Origin of the sequence: Nodosilinea sp. AN01ver1 (assembly GCF_050565655.1) — a bacterium.
GTDB lineage: Bacteria > Cyanobacteriota > Cyanobacteriia > Phormidesmidales > Phormidesmidaceae > Nodosilinea.
Genome location: NZ_JBNXVS010000034.1, coordinates 1 through 20,383, shown reverse-complemented (window position 1 = coordinate 20,383; position 20,383 = coordinate 1). Strand labels below are relative to the sequence as shown.

Below are 20,383 nucleotides of genomic sequence, written 5' to 3'. Positions count from 1 at the left end.
AGCCTTTGGGGTTTGGTGCAGGGCGTGGGTGCGTAGATGGGTGGGTGGGTAGGTGGGAAGTGGGATGCCGAAATTTATGCTTCGATGCAGCAACATCAAAACGTTTTGATAACCGGAGCGATAAACTAGGCGCGGTAAACGGGCAGGGTAAAGTAGAAAGAGCTGCCCTCGCCGGGGGATGAATCAACCCAAATTTGACCGTAGTGAGCGCGAACAATGCGCTGGCAGAGGGCTAGCCCCAGCCCATAGCCCTCCTGGGTCACATCCCGCTGAAGGCGATAGCTTTCCTCAAAAATCTTGTCGCAGTTCTCGGCTGGAATACCAGGGCCGGTATCGGCAACCGAGACCTGCACCTTTTGAGTCGTGCGGTGGAGCGCGACGATGGCAACTTTACCCCGCTGGGGCGTGTACTTAATGGCGTTGTCGAGCAGATTGGTAATCACCCGCTTGACCTGGGTACCGTCAGCATACACCGTCGGTAAATCTTGCGGAATTTCAGTCGTTATCACCTGCTGCTTCTCGTGCAGCCGGTTTTGAAACGCGTCTACCACCTCTAGACAGAGGGCGGATAGATCGAGCTCCTGGGGCACCAGCTGAAGCTCCATTGAGGCCCCTCGGGCCGCCTTGAGAATGTCGGTGATCATGCGGTTGATAGCTCGAATTTGAGTCTTCGCATGCTTGAGCAACTGGCCGGTCAGCTCTGGCTTAAGGGTAAGGGTGCGGGCCTGGTTGGGGGCATAGCCCAGCTCCAGAGTTTCGATCGCAATAGAGGCGGCGGTCAGCGGGTTGCGCAGGTCGTGGGCCATCATGGCGATGATGCGGTCTTTGAAGCGCAGCTGGGCCTCAAGTTCTTCGCGCGTTTGGTTGAGCCGAAAGATTTCGTCAGAGAGCTTCATCAGCTCGGCAGAATAGCTGAGAGAATCGTCCTGCTCGACCAGCAGGTTGGCCGACTGGTTGGGATCGGAGTCGGCCAGCTTAATGGCATCGAGGTGCTCTTGCTGCCACTTGGGCCACCACCGTTCGAGCTGGTTGATGATGTCGCTACCGGCCAGCATTTGCTGCGGAGCTGGCGCAATTTTAATCAGTGCGGGGCTGGCCACCAGCTTGTAGTGCTCGGCCAGGTAGGGCTGCTCGCCAATGTCAACCACATCTAGGTTGAAGTCAAAGTGATCTTCTAGGGTTTTTAGATACTGCCTGATCTGGCGCATCTGCCGCGCCAGACTGGGCCGCTTATCGATAAATAGCAGCAGCTTGAGGGGTACCCGAACGTCATCAAGGGAAGTGGAGGGACCCTCCATTACTGTCTCCTAAAAGTCTGAAAACCAGTTTCTACTCGATTTTACCTTGACTACCAGACTCTCTACAGCCCAATCTAAGCACTTCTTTTGAGGCTGAGGAGAAATCGGCGCGATCGCAACCAGTTGCCAAGCTGGCCCATAGGAGGATGTAGTTCTTGGGCATTGGCCTGAAACTATGTACAACGGTCAAATACTACTAAGTAAGCGCAATTGCCTACCAGCTTAAGCGCAGAATGGCGGCTTGCCGACCTATTAGTAAACGACTTAGTAACCCAGGTTCCACCACTAAAAAGAGTTGTTACGGTTCACGCCAGAACAATGGGCTCGGTTACCGCAGTCTACTACATTTAAAAATAGGCTGAGAGCTTTGAAAGGGCCATAGAGCAGGCTCTTAGAGCATTGAGGCAAGGCTAGAAGAATGCCGAGGCAGCCTTGTGTTGCTGCCGCTGTATGGTCTTCTTTGGACCGTTTAGGACGTCAAAAGAATTGGATGAAAGGGGGTAAAGAATGGGTATCAAAATGTTGCAATCCAAGCTGTTTTCCTCCCTGGTAAAACTATCTTCAAACCAGGGTCGAAATCGCGATCGCCACTCCCTGTCCTACCTATTGATCGGTACGGCTGCGGCTGCGGCCCTAGGAGCCACTGCTCCAGTTCAGGCCCAAAGTGCTACCCAAAGCGTACTCCCAGAGGTGGCGGTAGCTCAGACTGCTGCGGCGCTGCCCGAGGCGGGTCGCTATCTATTTGGCCAGGTGCCCCAGCCCGATCAAATTGGCCAGGGCTATGTAGTGCTTGAGCGCACGGGCGATCGCGTCTACGGCGCTCTGTATTACCCCAGCTCATCCTTCGACTGCTTCTACGGTGAGGTAGAGGGCACCGAGCTGGCCATGACCATCATCAACAGCTACGACCAGCAAGCCTATCCCTACAGCCTGGCCCTAGCCGATGGCCCCGCTGTGGCCACCACCGACGCAACAGGCGATATGGCTCCCTTTGGGCTAGACGGCTTCTTTGCCATCGATACCGTCAGCGATAACGACCACCGCATGCTTGACACCTGCCGCGCGGCCGTGGCCTCACAGCAGTAGCCGCCTGCCGACTTGGGTTAGGCGTTACCCAGTTGACGGTTCAGCCAGGAGCGCTAGTCTATGCTTATAGCTCCTTCATTAACGTTACAGGTCGCGTGAACGCAGCAGAACAGGCTAACAGTATCGAGTTCGCCAGCAAAATAGCCGCCGTGGTGGGTCTATTTAAGGCAGAGTTGCCCGACCTGCGGGCCGATCTCAAACCCTGGGCCAATGACCCCGATACTCGCGATCTAGTTGATCCTGACTCGATCGATCTAGGGTTTCATTTTCCTGGGGTCAGTCGGCTGTTTCAGTGCCGCAGTTTGCTGGTGCAGATTCGCCTGTACACCGATCCAGAGGCGGTGGATAGCCAAACCTGCCAGAGAGGCGATCCCTCCCAAAGAGATACTCGATCCGAGTCAGTTCCTGGGCGCTCTGTGAACCGTCGCGTCATTGGCCTTGATCTGGCCGGCTTCGATCATCGCGGCAAGCGCTGGACTCTATCTACCATCGATAACTGGGCCTTCTCTGGCGAGGTCACCCCCGACCCGACCTGCCGCGAACGACTGCGCCGCTGCTGCCGCCAGGTCTTTGTCTTATTTAATTCGCCTTCAGGAGTAGGCTAGCCATTCAACCGGCGGCTTGCAACCTTGAGTTTCTGACGGTCGGTTGGGGTGGCCAACGCCGGGTTCGGGGATCAGCCGCCATCTCATGGCTACCAGCTGGTTTTGAGCCCCTGAAGCCTCATTGCCTCTTGCAGCACCCCCATATAACCGCTGGGGATTACCTCTGCTGGGTCGCTGACGGGGGTATTGGCAGACATCAGCCAGCCAGCCGTTACCCCGGCTGCGGCCCCCGCCTGCCACTCTCCGTAGTGAATGCGGGTTGACGCATTGGCGATGTGGGTTGTGGCCATAGCCTTGCCGCCCATGATCAGGTTGTCAACGCCCTGGGGAATCAGGCTCTCTAGCGGAATTTGTATCGGCTTGACGCGAGGCTCTTGGGCCGGAGCACTGATTGCCTCTCCAGAGGGCAGCCAGTTGCGGTAGCGGCAGCCGTGAATATCGATCGCGTAGTGGGTGAGGCCCACAGCCGTAGGGCTAAAGTTGCGCTGACCGGGAAAGTTGTAGCGAAGGTCGTTTTCGCGAATCATAAACTCATCTTGGCCGTAGGCCGCGCGACCCACAATCCGTCGTCCTTCGCGAAAGTAAGGCACCATACTCAGCCCCGACAGCGTACCCATCGGGCTGTCATCTCCGTAGAGGTAGGCTAGAGGATGGTTTGGCCCAGACTGAGTTTCGAGCAGCCAGTGGGCAAAGGTCAGCGCATTTTCTTCGCCAAACTTGAGGGCCGACTGCGACAGCCCCCCCATCCAGTTCTGGTATTGCCCAGAGGCCTCCAGTGCAGCGGCATTCATCACCAGGGGTGGATCCATCCAGTTCCAGTCGTTGCCCCGGTTCCAGTTAACCATCGTGATGTCGCCGGGGGCCGGGGCGCTGGTGTAGGGGTTGCCACGCGTCTGGCTGACGATGCGCCGGTAGTTGAACACGCTCTTGCCCGTGAAAAACGGGAACCCCTCTAAATCAAACGAGGCCTGGTGTTCGTGGCGGCCGTAGGTGGGCTGAAGCCGCGACAGCGCCGCCAGGCTATCGCCCCCGTCGTTGTGAATACCGATCGCAAACGGGTAGGTGAAGGCCTGGGTGCAGTCGGGGTTGTCGAAGGCGGCGGCATTGGGTTCGCCAGTGGTAGCCTTCGATTCCGATCCCAAGCGGTAGGGCACCTTAGCCCAGGCCACCAGCTCCCCAGTGTCGGTGGCGTCAATCACAATCATGCGCTGTCCGGGAGGAGCCTGTAGCTTTACCGGCACCCGCTCGAACTCGGGAGTGGGCGACCAGCTGTACCAGTGGGCCAGTTCCTCAGACAGCCGCCCCTTGGGCCTATAACCAGGATCTTTGGGAACTCGCCGCACCCCGTATATCGCCGTAATGCGGCGACCTGTAGCGTCGAACTCGGCCCCCTTAAAGGCGGTCATGGTAGCCCAGCGGCTGGCGGGAGCGCTAGGCTGGGTGTCGCTCAAAAACTGCTCAGCGGCCTTAGCTCCCACCTGGGGTGTAAAGCACAGGGTACCAACCCAGCAGCTGTTGATATCGGCAACCGATCGCGAGGTACCGCTGGGGCTCCAGGCGGGCAGTTCGGCCACCTGCTGTTTAATGATCTGACGAAACCGCTGCCAGCTGGGAGAAAGGTTGTTGGCCTGGCGCATTCTCAGCGACTCGTCTAACGCTGACACTCCCTGGGCGCTGATCTGGCCTCCCAACCAGGGGGCAACTTCAATCAGACAGGTGGTAGCGCCAGTGGCCATAGCGTGGGCGGCGGCGGCTACGCCTCCCAGCGACCCTCCCACCACGGCGACCTGGCATTCCCAAACTTCCTCAAACTGGGGCATTGGGTCGATCTGAGGGCGGCCATTAAAGGCCAGGGGCTGGGGCACACGCCGCAGCTTGAGGGCTGGGGTAATTTCGCCGCCTGCCCCTGGCGAGGGGGTGGGCGACCAGCGAGAGGCGCTGAGCCCGGCTATGGCTCCTATGCTAAACATGGCAACGGTTAGCACTGATAGATAGCGCCATGGGTAGCGCCGTTGCCCTCGACTGTGTCGCTGCATCTGCCTGCGATCGCCCTTCACGCCCAGTCCTGCCCCAATCGAGTTGACACTGCCAAGGTTTTAGCACACCTTCTCAACTTGCGATCGCCCTTTGGCACGCTCTGTTACAGGCCACGCCCGAGCTAGATGAACCTGGTAAAGTAGCCACAGATTTGCTATGGCTGGCCCTATGATCCCCGACCCGACCTTTGCTCCTCCTTCCTCTGCGGCCGATTCGGTGTCCTACGCTGGCAGCGCAGCGGCGGCAGAGACAACGCCGCTCTTATCGGTCGAAGCGGTGCAGAAGTACCTGAATCGATCGCGGGCCTCGGTGTACCGCTACGCCAACACCGATCCCGACGTACTCAACCCTCCCTACGACCAAACTAAGCTCAATCCGGAAGTGCGTCGCGATAAAGACGCCCCCCTGGAGTTTCGCCCCCAGGAGGTGCGTCGGTTTGCTGAAGAAGTGCTGGGCCTGCACCCCACCATTCAGGTGCAGCCGCCCGAAGAAACCCTCACCCACGACCTGATGCGGCAGATGCTGCAAGAACTGCGAGCGATTCGTGAGCTACTGGAGCAGCAGGGGAGATAGGGGATGAGGCAGCGTAATATCCGTAATTCCTGCAAACCGTCGGGAATGATAGATTTAGAGCTGGTTTAAACCTGTAGGTTACATTTAGATACGACGGCCATAAGTTAAGTCTTGGGGGTGATCAATGTCATGGATTGATTGCTATAACCTTGCATTATGGTCGCAATGGAACCGTTTTCCACCTCAATGTCGTCGATAATCTCGTCCATGAAGAGCGCACGATAGCGGTGGCCTCAGCTGAGACCCACCGATGACGGTTGGATATTGGGATTGTCTGGGCTTCTGTGGCTCTGCCCCAACCTCAGACAGCTATCCCTTGTTGATTTCTGTGAATGCATGTATGGATTCTGCTAGTCAACCTGACACCCCTGCGGGGGAACCTCCTAGTCCTTCATCCAGTGTGTTGGGCGTGTTAATTGCGGTACTGACGCTAACGCTGCCGCTGTTTATAGTCGCCCACTTCTCATCAGCTACAGCTAATCTTGAACGGCCTCCTGCCTTTGCGACACCTGCTTCGACAGGACGTTAGGAGATCACCTCATCTATTGGTAACCCAGTGATAAATCTATTGCCATAAAGCGGATATAGAGCGTAGGCAACGCTTCAGCCTCTTCTCCGCGATCGCCATAAACGGCGGGGCTGTGACCTAAACCTTGCGGAAAATGAGTCATCGCCCCGTAGAATACTATGCGGAAGGGCACTTGCTGGAGCCTGGCGGTTGTTTTTGCAGCGCGAGGATCCAGGCTTGCTGCCGCCTCTGTGATGTTAATTCGTTATCCATTGGAGTATCGTTGTGGACCTATCCCGTATTCCAGCTCAGCCTGAGCCTGGACTGATCAATGTGCTGGTGGAGATTACCGGCGGCAGCAAAAATAAGTATGAATTCGATAAAGATCTAAACGCCTTTATTCTTGATCGGGTGCTGTTTTCGTCGGTCAAATATCCCTACGACTACGGCTTTGTGCCCAACACCCTGGCCGACGATGGCGATCCCCTCGATGGCATGGTGCTGATGGATGAGCCAACGTTTCCAGGCTGTGTAATTGCGGCGCGGCCTATCGGCATGCTGGAAATGATCGACGGCGGCGATCGCGACGAGAAAATTCTCTGCGTACCGGCCGAAGACCCCCGCTATGCCAGCGTAAAGTCGCTAGATGATGTTGCCCCCCACCGGCTAGATGAGATCGCTGAATTCTTCCGCTCCTACAAAAATCTGGAGAAGAAGGTCACCGAAATCTTGGGCTGGCAGAACGTGGACAAGGTCGCGGCTCTGGTAGAGCAGTGCGTGGCCGCAGCCAAATAGCACTAAACTTCCTCAAACGACAAAAAGGCGCTGCTTAGAATTTTAAGCAGCGCCTTTTTGTCAATTCAAAAAACTCATTTGAGGGCCTATCTCCACCCGCCAAAGCGGCAGAAATAAGCCGATCAAATTTAGTAGAGTTCTTCTTCTTGGTGGGTCAGGATGGTGCAGTCGGAGGTGGGGTAGGCAACGCAGGTCAGCACGTACCCAGCGCCAATCTGGTCATCATCCAGGAAGGACTGATCGGATTGATCAACGCTACCAGCGGTGATTTTACCGGCGCAGGTGGAGCAAGCCCCAGCCCGGCAGGAGTAGGGCAGATCTAGGCCCTGCTCTTCGGCGGCATCAAGAATATAGGTATCGTCGTCAACGTCGATGGTTTGGTTGAGCCCTTCAGCTTCGTTGATCAGCGTAACCTTGAAGGTTGCCATGGTGCTATCCTCTCGTCAAATACAGATTCCACGTCGATCTATAAACTACAGAACAGCCTTAGGATAAGGTTTCCAGGATTTGCTCTGAGCAGATCTAACACAATCTTGATACTACGGGAAAACCTGAAGCCTGTCTTGTCTTTTTGCGGCTTGGCTGAACGGGATTCGTAATCAAACCGATTGGTAATGGATTGGTTTACTTATGGGTTTCAGGATCCTAAACGATAGGTAGTGGCCATAGGCATGAGCGATACGCAGCAATTGGACCTAGAGGGCCTATAAAAATGGGGCAGGCTGATACTCAGCCTGCCCCATTCGTAGGTAGAAAAAGCGTAGCTTACACCGACTGGTTGTACTTGACGCCTCGGTAGGTCATTTCAACCTGATGGTAATGACTCTTCTGGCGATGAACATGCCGCCAGGTGGCCGGGGCTCCCCGGTAGGTGCCAGCGGTTTCTACGCCATCGCTCTGCACCTGGGGCAGTTGTACGTCGTACTGAGCACCACGATAGGACAGCTTCATGTCAAAAACTCCACGTTAAGGGTATCGATACAGCAGCGTTACCCCCAGCCTGGTTGCGCGAATAGTGAGCAAACTCGCTGAGTAAACTGTAGCTATATTTACAGTTTAGTTTGCCAAGATCTGGGTTTCAAGCTTTGCGATCGCCCCGACACGATTGTTATCAGTTCTCAATACAGGGCTAGATACCAGGTTCAGGGGTGAGGAAAGCGCCTCAACCCCGAACCCCATGCCGCCCTTTCCCGCTTTTTCCTTAAGGCTAAGACTTACGGCTGTTTTCGGCTACTTGCAGGTTGAACTCGGCCTGGGTGAGCAGAGCCGCCACCTGGCAGGCGGCATCGGGGGAAAGGGCAGGCTGGCTCTCCGATAAAAAATCAAGGTAGCCATTGAAGGTGCGCATAATGATTTGCTTGTTTTGCAGCATGGTTGATCTCCTCAAAAAGGCTGAGCTTGCAGACCGAATCTGCCCCATGATAGAAGCTGCCTAACCCCGATTGCTAATGTCGTTATACTGAATATTCGTTGATGGGAGCCGTTTGCAAAGGATGTTGGGGCTGCAGCTATGGCCGATTTAGTGTTGTTTTGGCACCGCCGTGACCTGCGCTTAGGCGACAACGTGGGCTTGAGTGCGGCGCGCGATCGCACCCCCCATGTCACTGGCGTCTTTTGCCTTGACCCCGGCATTTTGCAAAATGGTGACGTGGCCCCGGCGCGAGTGGCCTACATGGTTGGCTGCCTGGAGGCGCTACAAACCGCCTACGCCGAAGCGGGCGGACAGCTCCTGATTCTTCAGGGCGATCCCCGTCAGAAAATTCCGGCTCTAGCCCAGGCGCTGGGGGTCGATGCCATCTACTGGAACCGCGATGTAGAGCCCTACTCGCGCCAGCGCGACACCTGTGTGGCCCAGGCGCTTAAGGACGCGGGCATTGAATTTCACACCACCTTTTGGGATCAGCTGCTGCACGCGCCGGGAGACGTGCGCACCGGGGCGGGCGAGCCCTACAGCGTTTACACGCCCTTCTGGCGCAACTGGATCAAGCAGCCGAAGGCCGAGCCGCTGCCGGCTCCCCCAGGGCTGCAACCCCTCAGCGCCAAGCAAAAAGAGGCGGCGCAAAAAGTAGGCTGTACGGAGCTGCCCAGCGCCGCCGATCTGGGCTTTGGCTGGCAGAACGGGTTTCCGGTAGAGCCGGGAGAGCAAGGGGCGCTGGAGCGGCTGGAGGCTTTTTGCGACGACGATCGCGCCGTTGCCGCCTACGACGAGCAGCGCGACTTTCCCTTTGTTGATGGCACCTCGCGTCTGAGCGCGGCGCTGAAGTTTGGGGCGGTGGGCATTCGCACCGTGTGGGCCACCGCCGATGCCGCCTACAGCCGCTGCCGCAGCGACGAAACCCGCGACAACGTGCGCACCTGGCAGCAGGAGCTGGCCTGGCGCGAGTTTTATCAGCACGTCATGTACTTTTTTCCGGAGCTGGCTGACGGCCCCTACCGAGCGCCCCTCAAAGATTTTCCCTGGATCAACAACGAAGACCACTTTGCCGCCTGGTGCGAGGGGCGCACCGGCTACCCGATTGTGGATGCCGCCATGCGCCAGCTCAACGAGATCGGCTGGATGCACAACCGCTGCCGCATGATTGTGGCCAGCTTTTTGACCAAAGACCTGATTGTCAACTGGCAGTGGGGCGAGAAATATTTTATGCAGCACCTGGTAGATGGCGATCTGTCGGCCAACAACGGCGGCTGGCAGTGGAGCGCCTCCAGCGGCATGGATCCTAAACCGCTGCGAATTTTCAACCCGGCCAGCCAGGCCCAGAAGTATGACGCGGAGGCCGAATACATTCGCCAGTGGGTGCCCGAACTCAGATCGCTGGATACCGGAGCCCTGGTGACGGGGAAGATTGCGGAGCGCGATCGCGGTGACTACCCGGCCCCCATTGTCGACCACAAGACCCAGCAGGCCCTATTCAAAGACAAGTACAAAGCCCAAAAGGCCTGAGCCTGTGCCGGGGCGATCGCCTATCGCCGCCGCCTGGGGCGCACAATGCTAAACAACAGCCACAGGCCAAAGAAGCTGGCCGCCGCGAATAAAACAATGCTGAGAATTTGCCCCTGGGGCGACTGACGGCCCGTGGCCACGATCGCTGCTCCCACGATTAAAGCGGCCACCACAATGCTAAACGACTGCCGCGTAGAGGCCTCGTCGAGGCTGCGGCGCAGGTCGTCAACTCCCTGAATCTTGAGGTTGAAGGTGAGCTGCTCTGAACTGAGGCGATCGAGCAAAAAGCCCACCTGGCGCGGCGAACTCAGCGACAGGTTGCGAAATTCTAGCCCCGTGCGCAGCAGCGCCAGCAGTGGATCGTCGCCGACTAGCTGCTGCCGAAACAAGTCGGCCATCAGCGGGCGCACTTCGTCTATCAGGTTCACGCCCGGATTGAACTGGCGAGCCGCCCCCTCCAGGTTGGCCAGCGATTTGGTAAACAGCCCCACATTGGCGGGCCAGCGCAGGTTGTTGCGAATGCCCGCCGCCAAAATTTCGCCAAAAATTTCGGCGGTGTTAATCTGCTCCAGGCTGAGGCCGTAGTAGCGGCCCAGCAGCCGGGTGTAGTCGCTCTCCAGCCGAGCCAGGTTAACCGGCTTCAGCGGTTCGGCCAGCTGCAACGTGAGCTGGGCGCAGCGCTGGGCATCGCAGTTGACAATGGCCAGCACCATCTCGGTCATGGTGGTGCGGGTGCGCGGATCCATGTGGCCCATCATGCCGCAGTCCAGCAGGGCCAGGCGACCATCCACCAGGTAAAAAATGTTGCCGGGGTGAGGGTCGGCGTGAAAGAAGCCATCGACAAAATACTGTTTAAAGAAGGCCCGAAACAGCAGTGTCGTGGCTTTTGCCCGCAGCCCCACGCTGTCGCTGTGGAGATCTTCGGCCCGCAGGTCGGCCTTGAGCAGGGGGACACCCTCCAGCCACTCCATCGCCATAATTTTGGAGTTGGTGAGTTCCCAGTAGATTTCTGGCACAATCAGCTGGCCAGCGTCGTACCAGGCGCTTTTGGAGAGGTTGAGCCGCAGCTGATCGGTATAGGTCGCCTCAGTGGTGAAGTCGAGTTCGGCGTTGAGGGCGTCGGCAAATTCTTCGGCCAGCTCGACGACGTTGTAGCGCTGGCCAAACTGGGTCGCCGACACCAGTCGAGCAATGTCGCGAATTAACGTCATGTCGCGCTCGACCTGGCGCTCAATGCCGGGGCGCTGCACCTTGAGGGCCACCTGACGGCCATCCTTCAGTACAGCCTTGTGGGTTTGGGCGATCGAACCCGCCGCGATCGCGTGGTACTCCAGCCGCTCAAACAGCTCCTCCGGAGCAGCCGCCAGGGACTGGCGAATGTGAATTTCGATTTCTTTGGGGTCTACAGCCGGAACCGTGCTCTGGAGGCTGCTGAGTTCTTCAATGTAGGCCGGGGGCATGAGGTCGGGGCGGGTGCTCAAGAGCTGACCCAGCTTGACGTACACCGGCCCCAGGTCTGTCAAAATGTTGCGCAGCACGGCGGGGGGGGGCAGCTCGGGCTCGTCGGCTTGGCCCCCTACCAGCAGCCGTCGCATGTAGTCCCAGCCGTGGCTCAGCACGACTTCGACGATCTCTCTTTGCCGAGCCAAACGAGACGATGAAACCATTGCAAACTGAGATACAGATGGATTGATGCTAACGCAATCACGTTAAGGCTTTGTCGCTAACGACTTAACCCGGCTGGCCTGTTCCGGTGACTATTGATAAACCTGCGGCAGGACGGCCTGCCCCCGGTGCTATGATGCTTGGGCGCTATCGGTTCCGGTGGGGATCAGCCACCGGAGGCAACGGGGAAAGTGCAGTGTAAGCCTGCCGCTGTCCCGCAGCTGTGAGGTCGTTTTTGCATTTGGCGAAATATTCCGTTAAACACAAAAACGACCGAGCCAGAACGCCCGCCGATCGCATCTCTGTTTTTCGTCGTTCTTCTTTCGTCTGCGAGGTACGGATGAATTATTGCTTTGCTGCCCTGAGATCAGTCGGGGCTGGTTTACGGTCGAATCTGGTCGGTCGTGGCACTGTGGGGGCAATTGCGGCCCTACTGCTGCTGCCGCTGCCCAGTCTGGCCCACCACCCGCTGGGTGGACGGGTGCCCGTCACCTTTGCCGAGGGCTTTTTGTCGGGCCTGGGGCACCCCGTGATTGGGCTTGACCACCTGGCTTTTGTGGTGGCGCTAGGTTTACTGGCGGCGGTCAGCGCCTGGGGCATCGCGATCCCCGTAGTTTTTGTGCTGACGGCTATGGTCGGCACGGGGCTGCACCTGGCCGAAGTCACGCTACCGGCGGCGGAACTGGCGATCGCTGGCTCGGTGCTGGGGTTTGGCCTGCTGCTGGCGCTCAAAAATCGACCCCAGAGCGCGGTAATTGCCGGACTGGCGGCGATCGCCGGGCTGTTCCACGGCTTTGCCTACGGTGAGGCCATTTTTGGCGCTCAAACCATGCCGCTGGTGGCCTATTTAGCGGGTTTCACGACAATTCAGCTGACGATCGCGATCGCGGCCTTTTGGATTGGCCGACAGCTGACCCAGCGCACGAACCCCGTCTTTGTGCAGCGCGCTGGCCTGGTAATTTGCGGTATTGGCGCTGCGTTTTTAGCCACAACGCTGCTAGAAACCGTCTTGCCCGTGTAGATTCCCCCCTGTGGGTCCATCTCTAGCCATCTGGGGCAAACACCGTTTGCCCCAGCCAACGTTCGTCAGGCAGAATGCCGTCTTACAAAATGCGGATCTGGCGCAAATCCCTGCTGTCTAGCTCCGCAGGGTGACGCCGAACTGCTTTTCTAGGGCGGCGCGCACTTTTTGGTGAACCGGGTCGACCGCATCGTCGGTGAGCGTTTTCTCTGGGGAGCGATAGACCAGGCGAAAGGCAAGACTGCGCTGGCCCTCGGGCACGCTTGTGCCCCGGTACTCGTCGAACAGATCCACCGACTCCAGCAGTTTGCCTCCGGCTTTGGTCATGGCGCTGGTCAGCTCGGCTACCGCTACCCCTAGAGGGGCATAGAAGGCGAGGTCGCGATCGCTGGCCGGAAAGGTAGAGTAGGCCGCATACTTGACCGACTTTTGCAGCACTGGCACCAGGCAGGTCTCCAGGGCCGACCAGTTGAGCTGAAACACATACACCTCAGCGGGCAGCTGACGCTGCTGGCGCAGCTGGGGGTGGAGCTGACCAAAGCGGCCCAGCTCTAGCCGTCCCCGCACCCACAGCGATGCGGTGCGACCGGGGTGAAAGCGCGGGTCGGTGCTGTCGGGGCGATAGTCAACCGCCAGCCCCAGTCGACGAAATACGCTGTCTAACCGGCCCTTGGCTTCGTACCAGGTGAGGGGCTGCTCTTGTCCACTGGTAGGCCACTGGCTCGATCGCCCGTCGCCGCCAACAATGCCGCCCACCGCCTCGGCTTCGTGAATGCCCGCCTCGTCCTGCCAGAAAATGTGGCCGATCTCAAAGCCGTTGAGGGGGCCGTTGCTCTGGTTGAGGTTAAAGGCGTAGGCCTCGATCAGACCGTCAATTAAATCCTGCCGCAGAGCCGAATATTCAGGAAAGAGGGGGTTGGCCAGGGTGACCTGGCGATCGCTGGTGGGCTTGGTCAACGAGTAGTGCAGCAGCTCGGTCAGCCCCGCCGCCCGAAAGGCCTCCCGCAGCCGTCGACGCAGGGCGGCCTCTACCGAGAGGTAGCCGCCTACCGCCTTTTGGGGCAGGGTGTCGGCGAAGTGGTTGTAGCCGTAGAGGCGAGCAATCTCTTCAATTAAATCGATCTCGCGCTCCAGATCGCGGTAGCGGTAGGCGGGCACCGTCACGGCCCACACGCCTGCGTTGTCGGTTGGAAACACCTGACAGCCCAGCGTCTCCAGCAGCTGCTGAATCGTTCCTGGCGGCAAGTCTTGAGGCGCTTGACCCAAATTGACCACCTGACCCAGCAGCTGAGTCACCCGGCTCAGCCGCAGGGTCAGCACCCGCTCGGGAATCGTGGCCCCAAGGGCCGTGGTAGCTACCGTTTGGGCGACCACGGTGGCCCCGGCCAGCTCCTGAAGCAGCTGCAGGGCGCGATCGCAGGCCAGCCCCAGCTCAGCCGGGTTAACGCCGCGCTCGTAGCGAGCCGAGGCCTCGGTGCGCAACCCCTGACTGCGGGCCGATTTGCGGATCGCCGCCGCGTCAAAAAAGGCGGCCTCTAGCAGAACGGCCTGGGTGCCGTCGTGGACTTCGGTGGCTTCACCACCCATCACCCCGGCCAGGGCGACGGGCTGATCGCTGGCGGTAATCAGCAGCGTTTCGGGCTGCAGCTGGCGCTTTTGGCTGTCCAGCGTCACCAGGGTTTCGCCGGGCTGGGCGTAGCGAACCCCTAGAGCTAGCCCAGCATCGGTAGTGGGTAGGCGATCGCGATCGAAGGCGTGCAGCGGTTGCCCCCACTCCAGCAGCACGTAGTTGGTGATATCCACCACGTTATTAATCGGGCGGGTGCCCGCCGCCACCAGGCGCTGCTGCAGCCACTGGGGAGACGGCCCCAGCTGAATATTCTCCAGCATCGTACCGATGTAGATCGGGCAGGCTTTCTCATCGGTCAGCGCGATCGCCGGAGCCGCCTTACTCTTGGGCACCGTCGGCGGTTGGATAACGGGCAGCCGCAGGGTTGCCCCCGTAATGGCCGCCACTTCGCGGGCAATGCCGACCATACTCAGGGCATCGGCCCGGTTGGCGGTGGAGGTGACATCTAAAATAACGTCGTCGAGACCCAGCAGAGGGCGTACATCCTGCCCCAGCTCCAGCCCATCGACCTCAAAAATATGAATGCCCTCCGAATCCTTCGCCAGGCCCAGCTCGGCCAGGGAGCAGATCATGCCCTCTGAGGGCACCCCGCGCAGCTTGCGAGGTTTAATGGTGAGATCGACCACCGGCAGATGCGTGTCCACCGTCGCCACCGCCACATAGATATCGGCGCGCACATTGGCGGCTCCGCACACTATAGTTGACCTATCGGCCTGGCCAATATCCACCACACAAACGCTGAGCTTATCGGCATCGGGGTGCGGGGTGCGATCTACCACTCGACCGACCACCACACCATCGGCCCAGGTGCGTCTATCTTCAATGTCTTCTACCTCAAAGCCTGCCATCGTCAGGGCATCGGCTAGCGCTTGGGGAGAAAGCTGGATAGTGACGTATTCGTTGAGCCAGTTGAGAGATATGCGCATGGTGGGGCTGGTTTGACCGTTAAAAAAGCTAACGCTGTAGTGTAAATCTCATTCAAGTTCAGGAGTAGAGTTCTGCTGGTGAGAAGACTACAGATCCTGAGCTGGACTTGATATATTGCCCAAACATTCTACCCCGTGGGCATTGCATCTACCCAGGGGCAACCCCGTCCGACATCCCACTGGCCCATAAAGGCGTACGGGGATCAAGGGTTCATCGATTTTTTACATTTCACCGCTATTTTGGCCGGAAGTATATATCCCTGTGGGTGAATGCTATAACCCCTCTCTGAAAGAGGGAACAATTGGGGTAATGTGGCAATACCGCATGGGACCGGCCCTCATAACTCCTGCTTTGTGGGTGTTGTGGCTTCCCATCTAAACTGCCCCGCTGCTGGTTAACTCAACCCCAGGCGTGGTCTTCGGGCCTCGTCTAGATATCCACCATCCTGGGCCGCATGAGCTACTGCATTCAACCCGACTGTTCAAAACCCAAAAACCCCCCCACGCTCAGCCATTGTCAAAACTGCGGGGCAGAGCTGCTGCTGCGGGGCCGTTATCGAATGATTCGCGCCCTGGGTCGGGGTGGCTTTGGTGCTACCTTTCTGGCCCGCGATGAGCTGCTGCCGGGCAAACCCCCCTGCGTGATTAAACAGCTGCGTCCGTCGGCTGAGGCTCCCCACATCCTTGAGATGGCCCGCGACCTGTTCAAGCGGGAAGCCAAAATTTTGGGCATGATTGGCAACCATCCTCAGCTGCCCCGCCTGCTTGACTATTTTGAAAGCGGGCAAGAGTTCTTTCTGGTGCAGGAATACATCAATGGCCTCACCCTACAGCAGGAGGTCAAGCGCGGCGGCCCCTTTACCGAGGCGGGGGTAAAGCAATTTTTGAGCGAAATTTTGTCGATGGTGCAGTATGTCCACGACAATCACGTCATTCACCGCGACATCAAACCGGCCAATATCATTCGCCGCGACCAGGATAAAAAACTGGTGCTAATTGACTTTGGCGCGGTCAAAGACAAGGTCAACCCGACCCAGGCCGCCAATTCTGACCAGACGGCCCTCACCGCCTACGCCATCGGCACCCCCGGCTACGCGCCGCCTGAGCAAATGGCCATGCGCCCGGTATACGCCAGCGATATCTATGCCCTGGGCGTTACCTGTATTTATCTGCTGTCGGGCAAGGCTCCTAAAGATCTCAACTACGACCCCAACACGGGGGAACTGCTGTGGCGCGAGCAGGTGCATATCAGCGACCACTTCGCTGGGGTGCTGCAAAAAATGCTGGAAATTTCGGTGAGGCACCGCTATCAGAGCGTGGAGGCCATTCACCGAGACTTAGATCTAGAGCCCTATATGGAGAGTTTGGCCCAGAATATGGCCTTTCCCTCAGCGATGGGGCCTGCAAGCAACGGGTTTACAAACGGCAGTGGACCCGTCAGCGGACCTGCCAGCCATCCCGGCATCAGCAATTCTGGCGGGTCGCCCTCGTCGCGGATGGCGGCCGCCATTCGGGCACGACGCGAGCGATCGCATTCTGGTGCTAAGAGCATCGCTCCCCTGGTGCCCAGCCGCAACGGTACGCCTTCGCCCCGGCCTAAGGTGGTACCCGCCACCCTGCTCACCTCAGACGACGTCAAGCAAAAATACACCAAGGGGCGGCGCGACTTCTCGCTGCAAACCTTCAAAGACCTCGATTTACAGCGCACTCTGCTGGTCGAGGTCAACTTCAACCAGTCCAAATTGCCCAGCGCCAATTTCCAGGGGGCCGATCTGAGCAACGCCAACTTTGGCCGCGCCAACCTCAGCCGCGCCAACCTGCGCAACGCCAAGCTGATCAAGGCCTACTTCCACTACGCCAATCTAGAAGGGGCCGACATGCGAGGGGCCAATCTAGCCCATGCCTGCCTGTCTAATGCCAACCTGCGGGGGGCTAACCTCTGCGGGGCCGACCTCACGGGGGCGTTGATCTCAGACGATCAGCTAGCGTCGGCCCGCACCAACTGGTCGACGGTCATGCCCAACGGTCGACGGGGTGTACTCTAAGGTCTGTGATCAATTGAAAAGTGATGGGTACAGACTCGCCTATGTTTTGAGGACGGGCGCAGCAGCGCTGTGGGGTTAGGGATTGGGGCCAGAATTGATGACACGTCCTAGGGTCGGGGCTTTCGTCTGGGATCCAGCGCCAGCGGCATCGACTTTAGGACTCAGGACTTTGCTAGGGGCATTGCGCAGGGCGACCAGCGCCTCTTTGATAATGACCGCCGCTGGGACGGCCACGACTACCCCAAGCAGGCCGCCCACCCTGGCTCCTGACAAAATGGCAATGAAAACCCAAAACGGGTTGAGGCCCGTAACGCTGCCCAGCACCCGAGGGGCAATGCCGTTTTCGACCAGCTGCTGCACGATGACGGCAGAGACCAGCATGGGGATGGCAATTTTGATGTCGCGCAGGGCCACCAGCAGGGTGACGATGATAACGCCTACCGTGCCGCCAAAGGGCACCAGGGCCAGCAGCCCCACGGTGAGGCCAAACAGGGAACCAAAGGGCACGTTGAGTAGACCAAAAATGATGGTCAGGGCGGTGCCAAAGCAGCTGGCGACGATGAACTGCCCTAAAAAGTAGTTGCGAAAGCTCTGCCGCAGTGTTTCTGAGAAAGGCTGCTGTAGTCGAGACGGCAGCAGGCCCACAACTCCGCCCCAAACCTCTTCGCCGTGCTGGAGCAGGTAGAAGGTCAGCACCACGGTGAGCACGACATCGAGCAGCTTGTTGGCGGTAAACACCGCTACGTTGATGGTGAGGTTGAGGGCTTCGCCTGCGATCGACTGAATTTCGCGCTTGAGGCGATCGCTGGTAAGGGTAATAATGCCGTCGAAGTTGATCGGTAGGCCCCAGTCGGCCAGCTTGCCGTCGAGCATCATCAGCTGGGTTTTGCCAGAGTCAAACCAGTCGGGCAGGCGCACCACCAGCTGCTGGCCCTGGTCGATCACAAAGGGCAGCACAATTATCGCCAACCCCGAAAACCCGACTAGAGCCAGCACCAGCACCAGGGTGGCCGCCAGCCCGCGCTTGAGACCGAGGGTTTCGAGTCGGCCCATCGGGTAGCTGAGCAAAAATGCCAGCAAACCAGCGATTAGCACCGTCACCAAAATAGAGCGAAAGTAGCCAAAGATAATGGACACCGCCCACACGTTGAGCACCACCAGCGGGGTAGCCAGCAGCACCAGCAGCGACTGGGCAATGGGGCTGAGCTTTTCCCACCAGCGGGCTAACCAGCTTTTGGCGACAGGCTCGTTACCTGGGGCTACACCGTACTCCATAAGTTTGCTTACTGCTGACGTGGGTCAATCGGAGGGAGGCCGCTATGGCCATCTACAGCCTACGGCAAAGTAGCGATTTCAGGCTTGGCGATCGCTCTTTTTTGAAGCGAGCGTCAAGGTTTGCTACTGGCACTAGTCACCCTAGGCGGTAATATGTAAACAATTTAAAACAAACCCTTGTCCGGCTATCTCAATTCAGCTCGGAATTTAAAGTCTTGCCACCGGCAAAGCTCGTCTTCTGGGCCTGCTTCCATTAAGTCACCCAGTTCGGTATCAGCTTAGATATTCTTTACGCTAGTCACCCTATGCTCGCTTCCCATCCCCGTCCTACTGCTGGCATCACCCTTAAACAGCCCCACCCCCAAAAGGTGCTGGTGCTGGGCGACAGCCTGGTATACGGCTTTGGTGACCCCGAGGGAGGCGGCTGGGTCGAGCGCCTGCGCCGCCTGACGATGGCCCCAGGTCGCGAGGGAGCCGTATTCTACAACCTGGGGGTGCGGGGCGATGGCGTTGGCCAGGTAAAGCAGCGCCTTGACCACGAGTTTCGCAATCGGGGTGAAATTCGCAACCGGGTGCCTGATTTAATTGTGCTGTCAGTTGGCATCAACGACTCAGCGCGAGTCGGCAACACCCTGGGCCGCAACCGCACCGATTTTGACCAGTTTCAGCAGCAGATAGACGACCTGCTAACCCAGGCGCGGCGACTGTGCCCGGTGCTGTTTGTGGGTATGACCCCGGTAAACGAGCAGGCCATGCCCTTCTCGGAGGTGCTCTACTACACCCACAGCGACCAGTGGCACTACCGTGAGGCCACCCGACTGGCCTGCATGAGCCACAACATTCCTTATCTAGACGTGCTAAACCTATGGCTGGGCCGGGGCGAACCCTGGTGGCTGCCGCTGCTCTCCGCTGATGGGCTGCACCCCAACGTGGCGGGCTATCGGACGCTGCTGCACGATATTTTGAGCTGGGACGCCTTTCAGGCTGCGGTGGATTTACCGGTTGGGCTGGCCTAGGTCCCTAGTCGAGACAGCCTTCGTCCAGGTCGGAGGCGGTTACGGGCGGTAGGGTAGCCGGTTGAATGGGGCGGCCCAAAATCATGCTCTGGGAGCGGCTCTGAGGCCGCCCCTGGCTTTGACTCTGGGAACGAGCGAGGGGTTTTTGCGGTGGGGTTGCTTCGCACAGGGCCTCGACCTCGACCTCGACCAGCATATCGGGGTTCATTAGAGCCGGAATTTCGACAGTAGTGTTGACTGGAGGGTGAGCGGCAAACAGCTCGTGGTGGGCACGGGCTACCTCTGGCCAGTGGTTCATGTCGGTAATATAAACGCGGGTTCGCACCACATCGCTGAGGTTTGCCCCTAACTCCTGTAGGGCCTGCTGAATGATTTCGAAGCAGCGATGGGTTTGGGCGTAGGGGTCGCCGGGGGCAACAGTATTGCCTTCGCCATCGCTGGGGGCGGTACCGGAGACGAAAATCTGCTGACCCACCCGCAGGGCTCGACAGTAGCCGACCTTCTCTTCCCAAGGGGTACCCGAAAACGCCCGCTGCCGCGCCATTGCTGTGCCTACAATCAAAACAGCCCAAGCATACCTCTATTTCTAAAATTATGTAGGTACCGATGGGACGATTGAAGAGGAGATGCTGGGCAGATTAGATCCTAATGCGTAGAACGTTTGGACTGAAGCCAGCGATCGCGGTCTAGCTCTGGGCCTGAAATCAATTTCTGCACTTCTACAGCCACTCTTCCAAAGGCCAGTCAGCCCCCAAAAAACGATAGTAAACCATTCATCAGGCTTCAGCGGCCAGGTTTAAATATGATGAAAATGATGTTCTTTCCTCAAGGCTGAGGGTGCATCCCAGTCTTGCAAGACTCAGGATGAGAACTGACCATTGAGATAAGCGCAGCGATGTCGGAGCACTTGAGGAACGTTGTCTTCCTTCCACTGAGCGCCTGAAATCTTCACCCGTCTGCCA

The 20,383-nt window shown here is 58.4% G+C and carries 18 protein-coding genes and 1 riboswitch; of the genes, 8 read left to right on the top strand and 10 right to left on the bottom strand.

Annotated features, from left to right (window positions below; genetic code table 11):
* Nucleotides 1–125: 125 nt before the first annotated feature.
* A complete protein-coding gene (locus ACQ4N7_RS21375) occupies nucleotides 126–1,298 on the bottom strand; it encodes a histidine kinase (protein ID WP_430713514.1) in 1,173 nt (390 codons plus the stop codon).
* Nucleotides 1,299–1,817: 519 nt separating this feature from the next.
* On the opposite strand from ACQ4N7_RS21375, the gene ACQ4N7_RS21370 reads away from it, so the two are divergent.
* A complete protein-coding gene (locus tag ACQ4N7_RS21370) occupies nucleotides 1,818–2,384 on the top strand; it encodes a hypothetical protein (RefSeq protein WP_430713513.1) in 567 nt (188 codons plus the stop codon).
* Nucleotides 2,385–2,479: 95 nt separating this feature from the next.
* Nucleotides 2,480–2,989, top strand: a complete 510-nt coding sequence (locus ACQ4N7_RS21365) for a hypothetical protein (protein ID WP_430713512.1) — start codon at nucleotides 2,480–2,482, stop codon at nucleotides 2,987–2,989.
* 89 nt (nucleotides 2,990–3,078) lie between these two features.
* Here ACQ4N7_RS21365 and ACQ4N7_RS21360 read toward each other — a convergent pair whose 3' ends face one another.
* Nucleotides 3,079–4,959, bottom strand: coding sequence for an FAD-dependent oxidoreductase (locus ACQ4N7_RS21360; RefSeq protein ID WP_430713511.1), 1,881 nt, complete (start codon nucleotides 4,957–4,959; stop codon nucleotides 3,079–3,081).
* A 223-nt stretch (nucleotides 4,960–5,182) separates the two neighbouring features.
* Here ACQ4N7_RS21360 and ACQ4N7_RS21355 point away from each other — a divergent pair, with 223 nt between their 5' ends.
* Nucleotides 5,183–5,599, top strand: a complete 417-nt coding sequence (locus tag ACQ4N7_RS21355; protein WP_430713510.1) for a resolvase — start codon at nucleotides 5,183–5,185, stop codon at nucleotides 5,597–5,599.
* A gap of 793 nt (nucleotides 5,600–6,392) precedes the next feature.
* Complete coding sequence (locus ACQ4N7_RS21350; RefSeq protein WP_106920340.1) at nucleotides 6,393–6,902, top strand: inorganic diphosphatase; 510 nt, start codon at nucleotides 6,393–6,395, stop codon at nucleotides 6,900–6,902.
* Nucleotides 6,903–7,030: 128 nt separating this feature from the next.
* Here ACQ4N7_RS21350 and ACQ4N7_RS21345 read toward each other — a convergent pair whose 3' ends face one another.
* From ACQ4N7_RS21345 to ACQ4N7_RS21335, 3 genes are all read right to left on the bottom strand, one after another.
* Entirely contained in the window at nucleotides 7,031–7,330 is a 300-nt protein-coding gene (locus ACQ4N7_RS21345) for a ferredoxin (RefSeq protein ID WP_194051842.1), read from the bottom strand.
* Between the two features lie 337 nt (nucleotides 7,331–7,667).
* On the bottom strand, nucleotides 7,668–7,853 hold the full coding sequence (locus ACQ4N7_RS21340; protein ID WP_430713509.1) for a DUF4278 domain-containing protein: 186 nt from the start codon (nucleotides 7,851–7,853) through the stop codon (nucleotides 7,668–7,670).
* A gap of 256 nt (nucleotides 7,854–8,109) precedes the next feature.
* A complete protein-coding gene (locus ACQ4N7_RS21335) occupies nucleotides 8,110–8,274 on the bottom strand; it encodes a hypothetical protein (protein ID WP_430713508.1) in 165 nt (54 codons plus the stop codon).
* Nucleotides 8,275–8,412: 138 nt separating this feature from the next.
* Between ACQ4N7_RS21335 and ACQ4N7_RS21330 the strand changes: the two genes are divergently transcribed.
* Nucleotides 8,413–9,843 carry an FAD-binding domain-containing protein gene (locus tag ACQ4N7_RS21330; protein ID WP_430713507.1) on the top strand — a complete coding sequence of 477 codons (1,431 nt, stop codon included), beginning with the start codon at nucleotides 8,413–8,415 and terminating at the stop codon, nucleotides 9,841–9,843.
* A gap of 20 nt (nucleotides 9,844–9,863) precedes the next feature.
* Here ACQ4N7_RS21330 and ACQ4N7_RS21325 read toward each other — a convergent pair whose 3' ends face one another.
* Nucleotides 9,864–11,510, bottom strand: a complete 1,647-nt coding sequence (locus ACQ4N7_RS21325) for an ABC1 kinase family protein (RefSeq protein ID WP_430713506.1) — start codon at nucleotides 11,508–11,510, stop codon at nucleotides 9,864–9,866.
* Between the two features lie 132 nt (nucleotides 11,511–11,642).
* A riboswitch (cobalamin riboswitch) is annotated at nucleotides 11,643–11,817 on the top strand.
* A gap of 103 nt (nucleotides 11,818–11,920) precedes the next feature.
* On the opposite strand from ACQ4N7_RS21325, the gene ACQ4N7_RS21320 reads away from it, so the two are divergent.
* Nucleotides 11,921–12,529 (top strand): HupE/UreJ family protein, encoded by a 609-nt coding sequence (locus ACQ4N7_RS21320; protein ID WP_430713505.1) that lies wholly within the window; start codon nucleotides 11,921–11,923, stop codon nucleotides 12,527–12,529.
* Nucleotides 12,530–12,646: 117 nt separating this feature from the next.
* Here ACQ4N7_RS21320 and pheT read toward each other — a convergent pair whose 3' ends face one another.
* Nucleotides 12,647–15,085: a phenylalanine--tRNA ligase subunit beta gene (pheT, locus tag ACQ4N7_RS21315; RefSeq protein WP_430713504.1), complete on the bottom strand. Its 2,439-nt coding sequence runs from the start codon at nucleotides 15,083–15,085 to the stop codon at nucleotides 12,647–12,649.
* Between the two features lie 455 nt (nucleotides 15,086–15,540).
* On the opposite strand from pheT, the gene ACQ4N7_RS21310 reads away from it, so the two are divergent.
* Nucleotides 15,541–17,130, top strand: a complete 1,590-nt coding sequence (locus ACQ4N7_RS21310; protein ID WP_430713503.1) for a protein kinase domain-containing protein — start codon at nucleotides 15,541–15,543, stop codon at nucleotides 17,128–17,130.
* A gap of 75 nt (nucleotides 17,131–17,205) precedes the next feature.
* On the opposite strand, the gene ACQ4N7_RS21305 is transcribed toward ACQ4N7_RS21310, so the two are convergent.
* Nucleotides 17,206–18,405: an AI-2E family transporter gene (locus tag ACQ4N7_RS21305; RefSeq protein ID WP_430713502.1), complete on the bottom strand. Its 1,200-nt coding sequence runs from the start codon at nucleotides 18,403–18,405 to the stop codon at nucleotides 17,206–17,208.
* Nucleotides 18,406–18,710: 305 nt separating this feature from the next.
* On the opposite strand from ACQ4N7_RS21305, the gene ACQ4N7_RS21300 reads away from it, so the two are divergent.
* The gene (locus ACQ4N7_RS21300) at nucleotides 18,711–19,421 is read left to right on the top strand and encodes a GDSL-type esterase/lipase family protein (RefSeq protein WP_430713501.1); all 711 of its coding nucleotides are present in this window, start codon (nucleotides 18,711–18,713) and stop codon (nucleotides 19,419–19,421) included.
* A gap of 4 nt (nucleotides 19,422–19,425) precedes the next feature.
* Here the strand turns inward: ACQ4N7_RS21300 and ACQ4N7_RS21295 are convergent, their stop codons facing one another.
* Together ACQ4N7_RS21295 and ACQ4N7_RS21290 are read right to left on the bottom strand one after the other, a co-directional pair.
* Nucleotides 19,426–19,965 (bottom strand): RidA family protein, encoded by a 540-nt coding sequence (locus tag ACQ4N7_RS21295; protein ID WP_430713500.1) that lies wholly within the window; start codon nucleotides 19,963–19,965, stop codon nucleotides 19,426–19,428.
* A 232-nt stretch (nucleotides 19,966–20,197) separates the two neighbouring features.
* Nucleotides 20,198–20,383 (bottom strand): hypothetical protein (locus tag ACQ4N7_RS21290; RefSeq protein ID WP_430713563.1); only part of this gene is annotated, 186 nt, incomplete at its 5' end.

Coding starts and splice junctions, on each gene's coding strand:
- ACQ4N7_RS21375 (WP_430713514.1), bottom strand. CDS start 1,298: ATGGAGGGTCCCTCCACTTCCCTTGATGACGTTCGGGTACCCCTCAAG.
- ACQ4N7_RS21370 (WP_430713513.1), top strand. CDS start 1,818: ATGTTGCAATCCAAGCTGTTTTCCTCCCTGGTAAAACTATCTTCAAAC.
- ACQ4N7_RS21360 (WP_430713511.1), bottom strand. CDS start 4,959: ATGTTTAGCATAGGAGCCATAGCCGGGCTCAGCGCCTCTCGCTGGTCG.
- ACQ4N7_RS21355 (WP_430713510.1), top strand. CDS start 5,183: ATGGCTGGCCCTATGATCCCCGACCCGACCTTTGCTCCTCCTTCCTCT.
- ACQ4N7_RS21345 (WP_194051842.1), bottom strand. CDS start 7,330: ATGGCAACCTTCAAGGTTACGCTGATCAACGAAGCTGAAGGGCTCAAC.
- ACQ4N7_RS21340 (WP_430713509.1), bottom strand. CDS start 7,853: ATGAAGCTGTCCTATCGTGGTGCTCAGTACGACGTACAACTGCCCCAG.
- ACQ4N7_RS21335 (WP_430713508.1), bottom strand. CDS start 8,274: ATGCTGCAAAACAAGCAAATCATTATGCGCACCTTCAATGGCTACCTT.
- ACQ4N7_RS21330 (WP_430713507.1), top strand. CDS start 8,413: ATGGCCGATTTAGTGTTGTTTTGGCACCGCCGTGACCTGCGCTTAGGC.
- ACQ4N7_RS21325 (WP_430713506.1), bottom strand. CDS start 11,510: ATGGTTTCATCGTCTCGTTTGGCTCGGCAAAGAGAGATCGTCGAAGTC.
- pheT (WP_430713504.1), bottom strand. CDS start 15,085: ATGCGCATATCTCTCAACTGGCTCAACGAATACGTCACTATCCAGCTT.
- ACQ4N7_RS21310 (WP_430713503.1), top strand. CDS start 15,541: ATGAGCTACTGCATTCAACCCGACTGTTCAAAACCCAAAAACCCCCCC.
- ACQ4N7_RS21305 (WP_430713502.1), bottom strand. CDS start 18,405: ATGGAGTACGGTGTAGCCCCAGGTAACGAGCCTGTCGCCAAAAGCTGG.
- ACQ4N7_RS21300 (WP_430713501.1), top strand. CDS start 18,711: ATGCTCGCTTCCCATCCCCGTCCTACTGCTGGCATCACCCTTAAACAG.
- ACQ4N7_RS21295 (WP_430713500.1), bottom strand. CDS start 19,965: ATGGCGCGGCAGCGGGCGTTTTCGGGTACCCCTTGGGAAGAGAAGGTC.